14 protein-coding genes and 3 pseudogenes are annotated in these 14,005 nt (G+C 58.1%); 7 read left to right on the plus strand and 10 right to left on the minus strand.

Annotated elements, in window-relative coordinates:
* A pseudogene (locus tag GNZ13_RS51545) lies at positions 1-271 on the minus strand (hypothetical protein); the annotation flags it as partial.
* 1,154 nt (positions 272-1,425) lie between these two features.
* Between GNZ13_RS51545 and GNZ13_RS17505 the strand changes: the two are divergent.
* Positions 1,426-2,094, plus strand: coding sequence for a hypothetical protein (locus GNZ13_RS17505; protein WP_172166680.1), 669 nt, complete (start codon positions 1,426-1,428; stop codon positions 2,092-2,094).
* 374 nt (positions 2,095-2,468) lie between these two features.
* Here GNZ13_RS17505 and GNZ13_RS52330 read toward each other — a convergent pair whose 3' ends face one another.
* Complete coding sequence (locus GNZ13_RS52330; protein ID WP_236002046.1) at positions 2,469-2,687, minus strand: hypothetical protein; 219 nt, start codon at positions 2,685-2,687, stop codon at positions 2,469-2,471.
* A 798-nt stretch (positions 2,688-3,485) separates the two neighbouring features.
* Between GNZ13_RS52330 and hfq the strand changes: the two genes are divergently transcribed.
* Both hfq and GNZ13_RS54270 read left to right on the plus strand, forming a co-directional pair.
* Positions 3,486-3,752 (plus strand): RNA chaperone Hfq, encoded by a 267-nt coding sequence (gene hfq / locus GNZ13_RS17510; protein ID WP_172166682.1) that lies wholly within the window; start codon positions 3,486-3,488, stop codon positions 3,750-3,752.
* 375 nt (positions 3,753-4,127) lie between these two features.
* A pseudogene (locus GNZ13_RS54270) lies at positions 4,128-4,276 on the plus strand (IS21 family transposase); the annotation flags it as partial.
* A gap of 6 nt (positions 4,277-4,282) precedes the next feature.
* Here GNZ13_RS54270 and GNZ13_RS17515 read toward each other — a convergent pair.
* The 4 genes and pseudogenes from GNZ13_RS17515 to GNZ13_RS17525 all read right to left on the minus strand — a co-directional run bounded on the left by GNZ13_RS17515 (position 4,283) and on the right by GNZ13_RS17525 (position 6,164).
* Positions 4,283-4,960, minus strand: coding sequence for a DnaJ C-terminal domain-containing protein (locus tag GNZ13_RS17515; protein ID WP_236002047.1), 678 nt, complete (start codon positions 4,958-4,960; stop codon positions 4,283-4,285).
* A gap of 147 nt (positions 4,961-5,107) precedes the next feature.
* Positions 5,108-5,299 (minus strand): annotated as a pseudogene (locus GNZ13_RS54275) (DnaJ domain-containing protein); the annotation flags it as partial.
* 217 nt (positions 5,300-5,516) lie between these two features.
* Positions 5,517-5,762: a hypothetical protein gene (locus GNZ13_RS17520; protein ID WP_172166685.1), complete on the minus strand. Its 246-nt coding sequence runs from the start codon at positions 5,760-5,762 to the stop codon at positions 5,517-5,519.
* Between the two features lie 153 nt (positions 5,763-5,915).
* Positions 5,916-6,164, minus strand: coding sequence for a hypothetical protein (locus tag GNZ13_RS17525; protein ID WP_172166687.1), 249 nt, complete (start codon positions 6,162-6,164; stop codon positions 5,916-5,918).
* A gap of 406 nt (positions 6,165-6,570) precedes the next feature.
* On the opposite strand from GNZ13_RS17525, the gene GNZ13_RS17530 reads away from it, so the two are divergent.
* A complete protein-coding gene (locus tag GNZ13_RS17530; protein WP_172166688.1) occupies positions 6,571-6,840 on the plus strand; it encodes a hypothetical protein in 270 nt (89 codons plus the stop codon).
* 36 nt (positions 6,841-6,876) lie between these two features.
* Here the strand turns inward: GNZ13_RS17530 and GNZ13_RS17535 are convergent, their stop codons facing one another.
* Positions 6,877-7,452, minus strand: coding sequence for a phasin family protein (locus GNZ13_RS17535; RefSeq protein ID WP_172166690.1), 576 nt, complete (start codon positions 7,450-7,452; stop codon positions 6,877-6,879).
* 1,215 nt (positions 7,453-8,667) lie between these two features.
* Between GNZ13_RS17535 and GNZ13_RS17540 the strand changes: the two genes are divergently transcribed.
* Positions 8,668-8,910: a hypothetical protein gene (locus tag GNZ13_RS17540; protein WP_172166691.1), complete on the plus strand. Its 243-nt coding sequence runs from the start codon at positions 8,668-8,670 to the stop codon at positions 8,908-8,910.
* A gap of 5 nt (positions 8,911-8,915) precedes the next feature.
* Positions 8,916-9,311: an H-NS histone family protein gene (locus GNZ13_RS17545; protein WP_172166693.1), complete on the plus strand. Its 396-nt coding sequence runs from the start codon at positions 8,916-8,918 to the stop codon at positions 9,309-9,311.
* A 25-nt stretch (positions 9,312-9,336) separates the two neighbouring features.
* On the opposite strand, the gene GNZ13_RS17550 is transcribed toward GNZ13_RS17545, so the two are convergent.
* Positions 9,337-9,612, minus strand: a complete 276-nt coding sequence (locus GNZ13_RS17550; RefSeq protein ID WP_172166695.1) for a hypothetical protein — start codon at positions 9,610-9,612, stop codon at positions 9,337-9,339.
* A gap of 1,834 nt (positions 9,613-11,446) precedes the next feature.
* On the opposite strand from GNZ13_RS17550, the gene GNZ13_RS17555 reads away from it, so the two are divergent.
* On the plus strand, positions 11,447-12,580 hold the full coding sequence (locus GNZ13_RS17555) for a Vgb family protein (RefSeq protein ID WP_328807243.1): 1,134 nt from the start codon (positions 11,447-11,449) through the stop codon (positions 12,578-12,580).
* Positions 12,581-12,695: 115 nt separating this feature from the next.
* Here GNZ13_RS17555 and GNZ13_RS17560 read toward each other — a convergent pair whose 3' ends face one another.
* Positions 12,696-12,971 (minus strand): hypothetical protein, encoded by a 276-nt coding sequence (locus tag GNZ13_RS17560; protein ID WP_172166699.1) that lies wholly within the window; start codon positions 12,969-12,971, stop codon positions 12,696-12,698.
* A 638-nt stretch (positions 12,972-13,609) separates the two neighbouring features.
* Positions 13,610-13,813, minus strand: coding sequence for a cold-shock protein (locus GNZ13_RS17565; RefSeq protein ID WP_172166701.1), 204 nt, complete (start codon positions 13,811-13,813; stop codon positions 13,610-13,612).
* Positions 13,814-14,005 lie beyond the last annotated feature (192 nt).

The raw sequence follows: 14,005 nt of genomic DNA on the forward strand, positions 1-14,005 counted from the left end.
AATCGTGATACGGATGGCTATGGTTGTGATAGCGAGGCGCCCTGACGGAGTGCCGGCACCTCTTAGACTCAGGCTGCGTCGGATGCTGCCAGTCGGCGGGCAGTTCTGTGAGTCCGTAAAACTCCCGGGTGAGTTCAGCGAGTTCGTTGCGAATATTAGCCAGCGCCTCATAGTCCGCGACACGCGCTGCATAGACGTCGCTTGAGGTGACAACCTGGCGATGTAGGGGAAACAGGGGATTGTTATAGCGCCGCTGCAGATGCCGCTCCATGGCTCCCGGCGCCGCGCTCCATTTCCACCGAGGCAGGGTGCGGGCGTCAAAGCCCTGGATAGCCTGTACCATCGGTTTGAAAAGCGGCAGAACTGAAGGAGCGGTTGGATAAAGGGATTGCCGACATCCGCGCAAACGGGGTCTACGGAACGATATCGAAGAAGTATTTCGATTTCGACGTTTCGGGCGGCTGATGCCGGTGACTCGTCGTGCCGACTCAACGTCAAATTATCAATGTCGCTGCCGCAACTGGGTGGGCACTGCTTGCCGGGTGTGCGCCTTCGCGTTACGTCGTGGTTCCGGAGGGGACCGCGCCGCTGTCGCAAGAGCAGGTCACCACGCTGGTCAGCAACGCAAATGTTCGCGCGTACATAAACGGCTTCGACGCAACCATGACCACGAGGAGTGATGGTTCCGTTCAATACGCCATACAGCCGGGCAAAGAGCATGATGCGCCGCAAGCAGTCGTGTGGCACGCGCATGGTAGCTGGCACGTTGAGCAGACCGGCCGCTTTTCCGTTTCCTTGACGTGGCCCTCGGCTTCGTCCAGCCACTGGTGTCGATAATTTTTTTTACCCCTTCCGGGTATGGAGCCAGCAACAATCACGAAGCCACACGGTTGGAGGACTGGAGCATTTCCAGGAATTAGACTCCCAGGTTGGCGTAGCGCACTGGGCCATCCCCGTAAATCGAGCGGCAGGTCGGCAAATGCGTTGTGGTTACCTAGTCTTTGCATGCTTGCAAAGTTGCTGTCTTGTAATCGTCACGACGCTTGCCTATAACACATCATGCATCGCAATCTTGATGCGGTTGCTGACACATAGAGTCAGCCCGAGCAGACTTCTGTGCGGCGTTTCAGTACCTGTCTGCCAGCAATAAGCCGACAAGCGATGGCTTAGTGACCGTTCTAGACCAGCCAAACGACTCGGTAGGTTTCTCCCCATGTCAATGAGGATGGAGGGCGCATTTCGCTTTTCGGATTTCTCGTTACGTCGGCACAAGTTTTACCGAATCACTGTGGATGAATACTTGCACTCAAATCAAGGGGTGAACCTGAAGACCCGTCTAGCCAGCGCGATTTGATAGCAGATGCGTGAAATCACTAGCCCGCTGCGCCCCGGCGCGGCGCCATTGCCTTGCCCGAAGGTGCTGATATGACTAAAAATCCTCTCCCGTCCCGCCGTTCTCCCATGCTCAACATCGCCGGACGAACACTGACCGCAGTTGCCGCCTTCGCGGCTTCATGTCTGCTCGCGTATGGCCAGCCTCCCGTCGTGACGAATACCAGCACCTACGGAGATGCCGCAGAAGCCTCCGGAACGATTGTGGACAACTGCAAGTCAGGCTTCTTTGACATACATGTGTACGCAAATGCAGGTGTCACGCATGGTGGCGGGGCAACTACGCAACTTGCCGCCTATAGCTTCGTGGAAGTCGCCGGCTACGATACCTGCACTCAAACCACCTTTGGTAACTCCTACTCCGGACCCGTTCAGTTCTCTGCGGACGACAGCAAAGGAGTACAGGTTCCCAAAACAGTAACTGCATCTGGTCAGTTGCCATCGGACGACGGTACCGACACCGTAACCTTTAATATGGCTCTCAACGGGGTTGGTGTCGCGTATCAGGATAAGCGCGACGACCATGAAATATTTTCATTCGGCAATAGCGTGCTAAAGATTGACGATAAGGCCGATATGAACGCCACATTGGGAACCGGAGCAGTAACTATCTCCTCGCAAAGCGTTGGGAATCTAAGCGTTTCAAACTTTGTAGTTTACCTATACAACTACAAGACACACGTACTAACCGTCACCCGATAAATAGTGTTTGTTGACCCGTAACGAGCTCGAATCCGATGCTCTGAATGTTACTTAATCTTTTCTTGTTCGAGTCGATGCGGCGCAACTTGGCCTGCGCGGATGCGCAATGCGCATCGCACTGTCTGCCGGAGTATCTCTGAGGTTTTCCGGGAGCTGACCCATCTGCAAGGCGGTCCGTGTGGACCGCCTCGCGCTAGCAAAAAGACCCCCATCCACATGATGGCTTTGATGTCTGAAGGGGGATACAGAAGAACAAGAAGTTAAAGACATCTTTAGCGAACCGGTATTTTACCCGCAAGGCGCGTTCGTTTTAGACTCCCTTGGCGTTCCGCCCGCGCGCTGCTTCTCGCTAGCCTGCGATGGCTCAGCTCCGGTTAGCCATGGTTGTCGACCCACGCTCGTGCCCAGTCCAGGCCGACCAGCTGGGCCTCTTCTTCCGTTTCACAACTGCCGAGGACTCCCGAGGCTTCCACGAGCCTGCCGTTTCGGGTAATGGTCCCGCTTGCAGCGTATCGCACAGGTTGAAGAATATCTTCCTGTTGCAGAATGGCATGCCCCCAGATGCGGTATCCCCTGTAGCTCTCGGCTTCCATCAGCGGTTGCCCACCCGTACTGCGCTTCCATCGGACCCGACGCGGAGCACGTTTCCATCTGAAGTGGTGACTCGCGGGATATCGGACTCGTCTGGAGCGATGTGTGGAGCGCCGAAATGTCTGGCGCGCGGCTTGGCAGTCAGCTTCGTACTGGCAGTCGCCGGTTGATGCGCCCGCGTCTTTACAAGATGGGGCGCCGAATGCTGGTGCGTCATATGTTTCTGGGCGGTCCGGGCCTGGTGCAATCGACTCTGTGCCTCTGGTGGATTCCCGACGTCGTGATGTTCGCCCGCTAACGCGGAGGAAGCAAACGCCAATACTAGCAAAGCGCATCCAGCTATTCTCACCTTCTCTTCTCCATATTGCGCCGCTTGAGCCACTCGCTACAGCGGTCCCCCTGTCCCACGCAGGTGCCACATCGCAGCCGGGGCAAAAGTGGCGGCCGAGAATGGAATCGTCGACCCGCCACGCGCTCCCACTCTTCGGACTGGCCGTGCCGACTGCGTGGCCATTTTCGCATGCGTAGAACTTTGGTTCACCTGCCTTGCTGCGCCCAACTGCGTCGTCGATGACGGCGTCACCGAACACGCCCCGCAACTGGGTCATGAATGCCGCCAGCTCCGGCATCAGGTGCAGGGCCGGTTTGCGAACACGGGTGTCCATGGCGCTAGCCATTGTGAAACCGGAGAGCCCGTGCCGGAGGGCGGCTAGCGGCCGACATCGCCAAAAACACCTCACTCTTTCACTGAAGGTGTAAGCGTACAATGTCCCGGAGCACGACCGGCGGCGGAGAACAACATGTCAAATCAAGCCTCAGTTCAAGACGAATTCCTGCAGACCCTGCTCAAGGGAAAGACCCCGGCAAGCGTTTACCTGATTAACGGAATCAGACTGAGCGGCCAGGTCGCGTCGTTCGACTCATACGTAGTTCTCCTGGAGTCCCCGTCCGGCCACCAGATGGTATTCAAGCACGCAATCTCTACGGTGATGCCCAGCACAGGGGAGCGGGCGCCACGGTCGCTTCCCAATGCGGAAGACAATCGGGCGAGAACCTCGCGCGCGTAGTGCACGGGTGCTACGCGTAAGTGTGGTCCCTCGTTAAGCGAATGAGGCACGCCCCAGGTATCCGACGCACGCTATTCCGGAGCAACAGCCCGTCGCGACACGGCATCCGCCTCAAGGGGGAGCCCGACAAGCTCAATGGGTTCGCCGGCCGCCTCCGATTGCAAATTTAGCGGCTTCAATGGATGTGTGCTTGGCGGTCACCGCGCTTGAGGCGATGGACGGTTAGCGAATTTTCGCACGGGGGCCCACGACCGACAGCGTGTGCCAGCGTCCGGGGCTGGCAGGGGATAGTCGTCCAGCTTCAGATGCTTGTGGCACATGTGCCCGTGTTGTCCATGACCTTGCCAAGAAAATGTCGGAATAAGTGTCGCAGGGCGTGGCGGGTATACGGGCGGCATCGGCCACCTCAAAACGTTTCTGGCGCCGCACAAGCACGCCGAGGCTTCGGTGCGGTTCGAAACCGCACTGGGCAATCAAACGCCCACGACTTCACGGTCATTCAACGCGGACGCGCGCCGCCGCTGGAACCCTCACTTAGCGGCAGCCGCGTTGAACATTGCCCGCAGTATTTCTTTGTGCTCGGACCTCAACCGGCGAGCACTGGCGGGCAAATCAATGACGACCTTAAATTTGAGGTCACCGTTTTCTCCGGTCTTCGAATTCTTCAACCCCGCTTTTTCCATCGTGATGATTTTCCCCGCTCGGGTCATTGGCGGCACGGCGACCTTGACGTTCGCGCCGAATAACTCGACCGGGACCGAGCCGCCCAGCATGGCTGTGACAAAGTCCACCGTAAGGTCCCGGGTCAGGGTAAGGCCGTGCAGCTTGTAGGTGCGATGTGCCTGGACCTTGATGCGGCAGAAAGCCGCACCCGGTGCACCCCCATTCAGACCAGGGCCTCCGGCGCCCTTAACACGCAGCACCGTTCCTTCGACGACACCGGGCGGGACAGTCACCCTTATCGTCTTCTCAGTCTTGACTACGCCCTTTCCGTTGCAGTTCGGACATCGTGTCTCGTCGACCGCGCCGTAGCCACTGCACGTTCTGCAGTTGCGCCCATGGCCGTTTTTGCCGTCGCCGCCGCATGACGGACACGCGAAACGACCGGCGAGCTTGCCGTTTCCGTCACAGGTCCCGCACGGCCTCGGTGCACGCATCGTTACGTCCAAAGCGCCGCCGAAAATTACCGTTTCGAGCGGGACCGTCATCTTGCATTCGATATCCGCACCTTGGACCGGCGGCGGTCCACGTCGCCTGTTCCATTGCGCCCGGACGGCCTCGTCAAAGGACGAGCCTGGCGACGCATTACCGGATGAGCTAGACCGGCGTGGTGAAATCTGGAGGTCGTAAAGCTCTCGCTTGCGCGGGTCGCTCAGCACGTCGTACGCGCTCCTGATTTGCTGGAACCGCGTTTTGGCGTCGTGCGGGTTGGCCGGGTTGCGGTCCGGGTGCCAGCGCATCGCCAATCGGCGGTACGCCTTCACGATATCGTCGGCAGACGCGGTGCTCGCAACGCCAAGCGTCTGATAATGCGTATCTGAGTTCAACGTTTAACTGCCAGTAACGGTCCCGCAGAGTATGCCGGCGCAATTGAATGCCCATTGTACGGAATGTCACTAGCGGTTCGGGAAATCGCCCCTGGGAACGCGACGCGCTCGTCAGCCGTTCGCTCGCCGGCGCGCCGTTCCAGGGTGGTGCCAGGTCGGGCTTAGTGGGCGGTGGAACGACCGGTGCTGGTCCAGGGGCCCCGAGTTGTAGCGTACTTCACGGATTGGGCTGCTCCCAAGGCAACTCAGCACCATGCGCACGAATCGCTGCAATCAGCTCTGCGGCAGTAATCTCGTAGCGTATTTCGCGATGAATGCCGGGCTTCCGTTGGTCGACGTCGATGAGCAGGACGGCCTTGCCGTCTGCCGCCGCTTCCAGTCGCAAGACGCGCACGTCTTGGCCGGTCGTGTCGTCTCGCTCAGTCATCAGAATCATCGTGCCTGTCGCACCGTTGATACGCATGAAACATCTCCCATTGCTTGCATTTCATCGGGGTTCGATTGCCCGGCCGAACATTCGTCGCGGCGTCGGCTGCACCCACCGGCCAAGTTGAGCTACGAAGCTGCCTGCGGCGGGACGTCGCAAACAGCGGATGAACCGGTAACGAGCTGCATGCTACAGATGCCTCGCTGTCGGATTTTCGCCTGACGTGCGGGACATGAGGATGTCAAACGCTTCGCGCGCGTCTTTCAGTTCTTGCATCGCGACTTCGAACGCCACGAGCTCCAGCGTCGACGGCTGTCCGTCTCCATCCGAAGCAAAGTGCGGTTGAAGAGCGGCCAGCGCAGCTTGAACTGCCCGAGCAGCATTCACCACTCGTTCCAGCGCAAGTGCTTCATCAGTTGGCTTCCTTACTGTGGGCATACGGCTCCTTGCGACAAAATAGCGCTACCGAAGGCGCCATTCCGGCCGTGCAAACCTCCAGCGACGAGAAAACGCATACCTGTATAAACACCCCGTAGTATGAGCACCGTTGCGGCTCGGCGCAGCCGCTCGGTCTGGGCGGAGCGAGCGGCGACGTCTAACCCAATCATACGGCACTTGTGTAAGCACGTATTGTTAGCTCCTGCTCTCAGGCGGGAACACGCGCCAGGTACCGTCATCGTGCCGGAAGAAATAAAGTGCAACCGGGCCTTCGGGTCGCAGTGCCTCAACGCATACATAACGTCTCCCGTTAGAGGCTGTGCGACCGAATCGGGTTACCCGAACTGGCGTCGCGGAAGTTGGCGTCAGCCATTTTTCAACCAGCAAATGCAAAGACTTTTCTGCGGTGGTCATCCGCTTCTCCTTCAACCTCGCTCCCGTTGGTTCGGTCGTACCTCATTGGACTTGGCATGACGAAGTTTCGGCCACAAGGAGTCTGGTCAATTCGCATGATTGGCAGTGGACGCAACCCAACGAAGCAACGGCGGCCACCCGCGCAACGGTGCCCGCGATTTTCTGGCTCAGGCCACTGCTCCATGACGGCGTCCGAGGCGCGCTGGACGCCGCGGTGCTCCAGAAGGCCACGCAAAAAAAAAGCGAGCAGGGGCTCGCTTGAAGAATTAGACGACGGTGGCCGACGCCAAAAACGCTGTTACTCCTCAGCGGCGGCGACTGGTACGACGGCCTGTCGAGTCCGCTTAGCCGAGGTCGACGACGCAGCGCTAACATTGCTTTCGGCAATCTCAACCGCTTGCTTCGTAGCGTTTTTGGCAGCTTCATACGTCGTGCTGGCCGTTTCGCTGGCCGTCGTGATGAATGTCTTCCATGCTGCCACGGCGGTTTCGCTTCCGGCAGGTGCGTACTTCGCGAACTTGTCGACGAACTCTTGCGTCTCGCGATAGTACTGCTGGAACTGCGCTTCAGCCGCCGCCGCGAATTCACCTTGCGTGCTGGAGATGATTTCGTACACGTTACGGCCGTACGACTGCACTTTGTCTGTCACGGACTGCGTATAGCTGGCCTGCAGAGCGAACAAGTCCTGTGGGTCTTTGACCGAAAGCGCCTTGGCCGTGATTTCCTGATTTTCGGTGAGCGTCGATTTGACCGCTTGCAGGTTCAGCTCAACCAGTTTTTCAATGCCGCCGAAAAATTTGTTCAGGAGTCCGGATATTGTTTCGAAAACGACCTTCTGCGCTGAAAAAAGTTGTTCAGGGGCGAGACTGCTCATCACTAACTCCATAAGGGTGGACGTGGCAAGTCTCCGGAACACCGCCGAACGGCATTACAAACGACGAGCCACAGAGTAGGAACGTTGGTGCGGTGCAGCGGAATTCATTCTAGGACTGGGTGTGCGAATGTCAATCGTTTGCTGCGTTGCGGCGATACGCGGCGTGTACCGGAGACGCTGGATGCCCCGCTGGTATTGATGCGCAGCGGTTCTCCAGGGAAAACCCGGTCAACGCTTAGGGCCTTGCCTGGAGGTCATACATGCACATTTACTTGGGTGTGTGCAACGCCGCAAAAAAGGTTGCAGTCAGCCGGCCGAAGCCATTGTGGAGCGCTGTCGAACTCGAAGCGCAAAGTCGTTGGCGGCGCGTGCGTATAGGCGTGAGTGAAGACGACGTGCAATATTGGCGACGCGGAATCACTGTTCCGCCGCTGAACGCTTGTACGCGTCTCGCCGCTGTTCTGAATCTCGACGGTTACTGGCTTTGCAACAGGGCAGACCCATGTCGCCTAGTCCGCTCTTCGTGGGAATCTTTGGCTCACGAGTTGGTACCCTGTGAGTCCAGATGCGTCCTGATGCTCGCACCTCGGTCGGCGTGGCGCCCGCGACGATTCATCTGCGGTCTTTCACGCGAACATAGATTGCAGGGGAGTCCAGGTCGCCAGTGAGTTTGGTGCTCCACTGCTTCGTAGCGTTCATCGGAAAGTCCTCCGATATTGGGGACGATTGTTGCCAACCCCAGCGTGGCGCTCGCCGATGCAATCTCCCCTCGGCCAGCGTTCATTCGTAGCCGTGACGCGCGAACCAGTTGTCTTCCGTGTCGGCACGGGCATGTCGAAGGCAGAGCATGAAGGAGTCCGCCGTGCAGATACTGGTTGCATCCGACCGCGGCTCCGCCCATCTAGATTTTAGGGATATGCTGCGTCTAAATGACATCGCTACTCGTGTCTTTAACCTCTTCACTTGAAGTGAACTTCTTCGGACACGTTAGCCACGGTTCTTATGAGACTCTTTTATTAGGACGGCCCGCTCGACGCAAGCGTCTCGGATGCCTGGTAACCCGATGGATTGGCAACGAGAGACGGCGCATTGATGTGCATTGGATTAGCTCATGCAAAATGTTCTCGGAGCGGAGAGAGGCAATCTCGCGTAGCGTTGACTGCGCCCCGTCGGCATACAATGTCCGCCGAGTGTTTACTTCCTGGTGAGGACGCGATGGCCGATAACATTGGGGCGAAGGTCATGCAGGGCGGCGAATCGGCCGGACAATTTGATGCTGCGTGCAATCAGGTTCGGCAACGGACGGGCGCACGCTGCGCTGCCGTCATCGTTATCGACGGCGACGCCGGCTCGGGATACTCGGTCGTGGGACCGCTGGACGCGCAGGTTTTGCTGCCTGACATTCTGCAGCAGATAGCGGTCACCCTCCGGGGACAACTCACGAAGAACTTGCAGTGAGAGCTGTGAGCAAGAAGACCTATCGGGAGTTCTTGGCCGACCTGGCTGAGCTTGAGAAGCGCATTGAAAGCGCACGGCGTATCGAACGCGATGCCGCCATCCAGAAAATTCGCACATTGATGCGCGAATATGGTATCGCGCCGAGTGAGTTGGTTGGCCGGAAGCGTGGACGGCCTCCCGTCCCACCGCGATACAGGAACCCAGAAACCAGGCAAACCTGGACCGGATGGGGCGCACGCCCCAAATGGCTGGATGGTAAGGACTCGCGGGAATTCCTTATCGTCAGGCCATGGTCTACAAGCACTCTGGCGCAAACGCCCGAGTCAACGGATGGAACCCACGCTTACAACAAACGTCGCGACGGCACCGCAACTCAGACAGCCAACTGCATTACGACGTGAGACGATGGCTCGAATTTCCGCAACCTCAGCTAAACGTGGCCATCGATTCTTCGATGGGCTCGAAGCCGCGATTCTGACGACCGAAGAGTGTCTCAGGGTCGGCACGGTCCTCTACCGGTGTTTCGCTCAGTTCGCGGAATGTCGTGACAAGGCTATGCCATGAAGCAGCCCACCGTGTCTCCCTTAAGCGGACACCAGTGGTGTCGGTAATCCGCAAGACACCAGTGTCAGGGAAGAATGTGAGCGTGACGGCGATGCCGTCAATGACGCAGGTTGCGGTACATGGTTTCGTCGCCAGCACGTTTGCCTCCATTGAAATGTGCAGTCAGAGCGCCGCTCGGGTGACGGGCTGGCACAACTACGCAGTGAATGTGCCTACGACCACACCGCTTGCCCGTTTCGCTTAAGGCACAAGGGTTTAATCAAGCTGAGTGCGCGGCAACCAACACGGGAGCGATTCAAAACGTGACATGGTGTTGGGCCGCTGCTAACACCAACGCTACGAAGTCCCAACACAAAGAACCAACACCAGGAGTCACAAGCGGGATAGTGCAGGCTGGCACCGACTGTTATTGCAGACAAATTACGACAAGGCGCTCGTTATGACATTGCGGTTACAAGCCGGTGGTCTAATGCCCCCCGAAGCCGTGCGAGCCGTCTTGCGGTCCGCTCTTCACCGGGCTCGCAGCCTCTAGCTCGAGCTTTATCGCCGCTATCTTGTATTCGCCTCAGTGCCCGTCTATAACACTTCATGCAACCCAATTCTAATGCGGTTGCCGACTCAAAAAGTCACCACCGGCAGACTTCTGTGCAACGTTTAGCACCTGTCTGTCAGCACTAAACCGCCAAGCAATGGCTTAGTGATGCAGTACTCCCTCCCTCCTATAACGCTGGTTCCGGTCGCGGCAATCTCTCATTGAAGTAGAGACATTGCTCGCGTTCCCAACAGAAGACCGATTCGATGGATTTCTCCCCATCTCTATGAGGATGGAGGGGGAGCGTTTGGCTTATTCGGATTGGCGGATTTATCGCCACCGGTTTTACCGGAACGCTCGGGATGAATGCTTGCTCGCAATCAAGGGGTGAACATGAAAACGCGTCTGATAGCAGGAGTCGGCACGAATTGGTTGCAGCAATGCGCGCAGTGCAGTACCGCGTCGCGACGGCAGGAGCGCCGAGCAGAACCTCGACCGTTTCCTCGCGCGTTGCCCGTGAGTTGAGACCGTACCAATCGCAAACACGTCGGCTCCGTTCGTGTGAGCCATTGCCTTGCGCGGCTTCCGCTAGGGAAAACGCAGGCTAGGCCACCTGCGTTTTCTTCGATAGCCACACGACTTGGTCCCATTCGTCAAGAAAGTATTGCAGGCATTGGCAATTGTCACATCCATTGCAATGGAATTCACCGGATGCCGAGAGTAGGCGACAGTCATTACGGCATCCGGATAGTCTTCCCGTAGAACCATAGGAGACACTGAAATGACACATTCTCTCTTGTCTTTTCGTCGCGGCTGGCTCAAGGCTGCAGGCGGAGTTGTTGCTGGTGCTGCCCTTGGCGGCGTGGGTCTGCTGCCAGGTCGAGCCCGCGCCGATGGGACAGCGACTATCCTGCCGATTGATGGTTGGCATAACGCCTTCTGGAGTATGTCTGGGCGATTCGTTTCTCGATATCACGTACATTACCACCGGTAACCCGATGGTCGACTTGGAGACGTTCCTAACCTCACCTGGCCTACAGTACGCCGCCTTCCGGTCGCAAGCAACCGGACCGTTTACCCCATATTACTTGGCTATTAACGGGCTGCCGCAAGGCACCCAAGGTCGGTGCACCGTCAGCCAAACTGGCCTTATTGCTAAGTCCAGTACAGCCAATCCAAACAGTCGAGTCGCCTTGGATGGGTTCCCTGCCGAGGTGATTGATTTACACCCGCTCGGTCCGTAGCGACGGTTGGGCGGTGTCGTGCGGTGCCGCCCATTGTGTGCAACACACTGCCTCTGAGGAGGTCACCATGAACATTCCATGCCCCCCCTTTGCGGTAGCTCAGGCGTTCTCTTTGCTGCGCCTGACGTAAAACCCAATCGTCCAATACACCATGGCGCCGCGTCGGCGCGGACCTTTCCTGAAAGGAGTCATTCCCGTGAACAAGAAGAACTGTGTGCTGGTACTGCTTGCGGCGCTGTGCGCGCCGCTCACCAATTATCGCAATGTATTGCGCTCCATCCTGCTGTCCGCAGCATTGGGGTTCAGTGTGTTGTCGGTCAGCCAATCCTCGAGGGCGCGGGAGCTGTTCGTCGGCGACGTTGGCGACAATTCTGTCAAGCGTTTTGATGCCTCGAGCGGGACATACCTTGGCGCCTTCATTGCGCCGAAGACTGCCGGGCTGAAGGGGCCCATGGGGATGATTTTTACGGGTGGGCAACTTGTGGTTGTCAACCAGAACCTGGGCACCGGCCAGTCCGGCGAGATTCTGCAATTCGACGGCGCGACCGGCACTTTTGTCGGCAAACTTGTCGCCTCGAGCGACCGAAACGCACCCTTCGCACCGCGCGGCATTGTGCGCGGGGGGCAGGACAATGGCTTCTACGTGGCCGATATCGGTGCACAGTCTAGCAAGTGTTCCAATCAAGGCAATGTCAAGGAATATGACGCCGCGGGTGCCTTTCTTGGCAATCTGGACCGGCAAGCGTTCACTGCCGAGTTCCATCCGCGAGGTGTGGTGTTCGGGCCGGACGGTCTTTTGTATGTCTCGGCGGTCGGTTGCCTCGACCCGAAGGACCCGCTCTTCAACCAGCTTACCGGATACGTGTTGCGTTTTCGCGTCGATGCCAGCACCGGCAAATTCAAATTTTTTGACGTGTTCGCCTCGAACACCAGTGTCCCGGACTTGCACCGACCGGAGGGCTTGGTCTTCGACAGCGCAGGCAACCTGTGGGTCACGAGCTTCCGTGCCAATGCCAGCGATAGCGATAAAATCCTCAAACTTAATGGCCACACCGGCGCCCTTCTCGACAAGCTCGTGTTGGCGCCTCCTGTTGCTAGCGGCGGCAAAAGGGCCTATGCACAGGCCATCATCTTCGGGCCGGGGCGGAATCTCTTCATTCCCATCACCGGCGACAATGTCACGACAGCCGGTCAGCTGCGGCGCTGCAGCCCCACGACCATGCAGTGCGACGTCATCGTGCCGGCCAACTCTGCTGGTGGCGCACTTCAGCAACCGTTCTACGTAATCTTCCGGAACACCAATCCCGCGACGCTTAACTACGAAGACTAAAAACTGCGTGGGGTATGGGCAGGATTGGCCTGGCAGCTTGCCGGGCCTTGCGCCAAGCAGGTCAAAATGCGCTGGTAGCTGCAGCCAGGAGTGCAGCGCGCGATGGTCCTCGGCGTTACAGCAGTACGGACGCCGGGAATGACCCCTCACGCGGCAGGACGGTCATTTTCAGGCTGTCGGCCGTAGGCGGAAACACGTACCAGCGACCGTTATCGTGCCGGAAGAAGAACAATGCGCGCGAGCCGACGGATAACGAGGTCTCGATGCGTACATAGCGTCTCCTAGCCCAACGGGTGCGACTGAATTCGGTTACGTGGACCGGTATCGTGGGACCCGGCGCGAGCCATTTTTCGACCTGGAAACGCAGGGACTGCTCACTCGTGCTTTTCATGCCTGCCCCCACCACCCCGGTCCTTGTTCGCCGCAGCTGTCCTAGGGGTTCAACAATTATCCGAATGCCCTATGCGTGACAGCATTCGTGCGAGTCGCCGCGCTGTTCCGCACTTCACCGCACATGTTCCGCGCCGCATGTTGCCGCCGACGCCTGTTTGCCCCGGATGCCGCAATTCGGCTGGACCACCAGAGCGGGCCGCGAAGCTTTGCTGCTGAAACCTTTTTCTAATGGGCAGACAACTGCACGCTGCTTCAACTGCGTGGTACTTCGACTCCTGTTGCTTCAACTTCCTGCTGCTTCAATTGCAACCAACGGTACGGTTCAAAACAACGCGGGGGAAGGCTGCGCGGATGGGCTCAATGACTCGTCGCTCCATGGAAACAAGTTTAGGGGTGGAAACGAAAATCTGATTGAGCGAAACGAGGGGCGTTCGGCGGGCAGTTCGGTGGATTGCGCGGAGGTTAGGTACTTGCGGGTCGCTTCGGGCGACCAGAAGAAATGACGCGCGCGGTCGTGTACCTGGCGTCGGATGAGTCGGCGCGGACGGTAGCGATGCTGTCCGGGCTGAGCGTCATCGAAAATGGACGATGCCCGGCGAACCGGGCATCGTATGCTGCAGTGACGCGGATTTTCTCTTAAACCGGCGTGATGTTTGCGGCCTGCTTACCTTTCGGTCCCATCTTCACGTCGAAGCTGACCTTCTGGTTTTCCTGCAATGACTTGAAGCCCGTTGCCCTGATTTCCGAGAAGTGGGCGAACAAGTCCGCACCGCCATCGTCCGGCGTGATAAAGCCGAAGCCTTTCGCGTCGTTGAACCACTTTACTGTACCTGTTTCCATCATTCAATCCAACAAAGTGTAAAGAGCGCACCGAATTCCGTACGCCTGAATCTTGTACATATTGCAACAGCGGAAGTTACTGCCCGGCGCTCAACTACAGTGCTGAAACCGCTATCCAAGACTCCGACACCGAAGTTGTAGCCGATTGCGCAGTACGGGGCAATTCGGGCGGCGGTCTCGAATGTGAGGTGC

It is taken from the genome of Paraburkholderia elongata (assembly GCF_013177735.1).
In the GTDB taxonomy this organism is placed as follows: Bacteria; Pseudomonadota; Gammaproteobacteria; order Burkholderiales; family Burkholderiaceae; genus Paraburkholderia; species Paraburkholderia elongata.

Excerpts from the sequence above, each read along its gene's own strand:
- GNZ13_RS17505 (WP_172166680.1), top strand. The coding sequence starts at position 1,426 with ATGACTAAAAATCCTCTCCCGTCCCGCCGTTCTCCCATGCTCAACATC.
- GNZ13_RS52330 (WP_236002046.1), bottom strand. The coding sequence starts at position 2,687 with ATGGAAGCCGAGAGCTACAGGGGATACCGCATCTGGGGGCATGCCATT.
- hfq (WP_172166682.1), top strand. The coding sequence starts at position 3,486 with ATGTCAAATCAAGCCTCAGTTCAAGACGAATTCCTGCAGACCCTGCTC.
- GNZ13_RS17515 (WP_236002047.1), bottom strand. The coding sequence starts at position 4,960 with ATGACGGTCCCGCTCGAAACGGTAATTTTCGGCGGCGCTTTGGACGTA.
- GNZ13_RS17520 (WP_172166685.1), bottom strand. The coding sequence starts at position 5,762 with ATGCGTATCAACGGTGCGACAGGCACGATGATTCTGATGACTGAGCGA.
- GNZ13_RS17525 (WP_172166687.1), bottom strand. The coding sequence starts at position 6,164 with ATGCCCACAGTAAGGAAGCCAACTGATGAAGCACTTGCGCTGGAACGA.
- GNZ13_RS17535 (WP_172166690.1), bottom strand. The coding sequence starts at position 7,452 with ATGAGCAGTCTCGCCCCTGAACAACTTTTTTCAGCGCAGAAGGTCGTT.
- GNZ13_RS17540 (WP_172166691.1), top strand. The coding sequence starts at position 8,668 with ATGGCCGATAACATTGGGGCGAAGGTCATGCAGGGCGGCGAATCGGCC.
- GNZ13_RS17560 (WP_172166699.1), bottom strand. The coding sequence starts at position 12,971 with ATGAAAAGCACGAGTGAGCAGTCCCTGCGTTTCCAGGTCGAAAAATGG.
- GNZ13_RS17565 (WP_172166701.1), bottom strand. The coding sequence starts at position 13,813 with ATGGAAACAGGTACAGTAAAGTGGTTCAACGACGCGAAAGGCTTCGGC.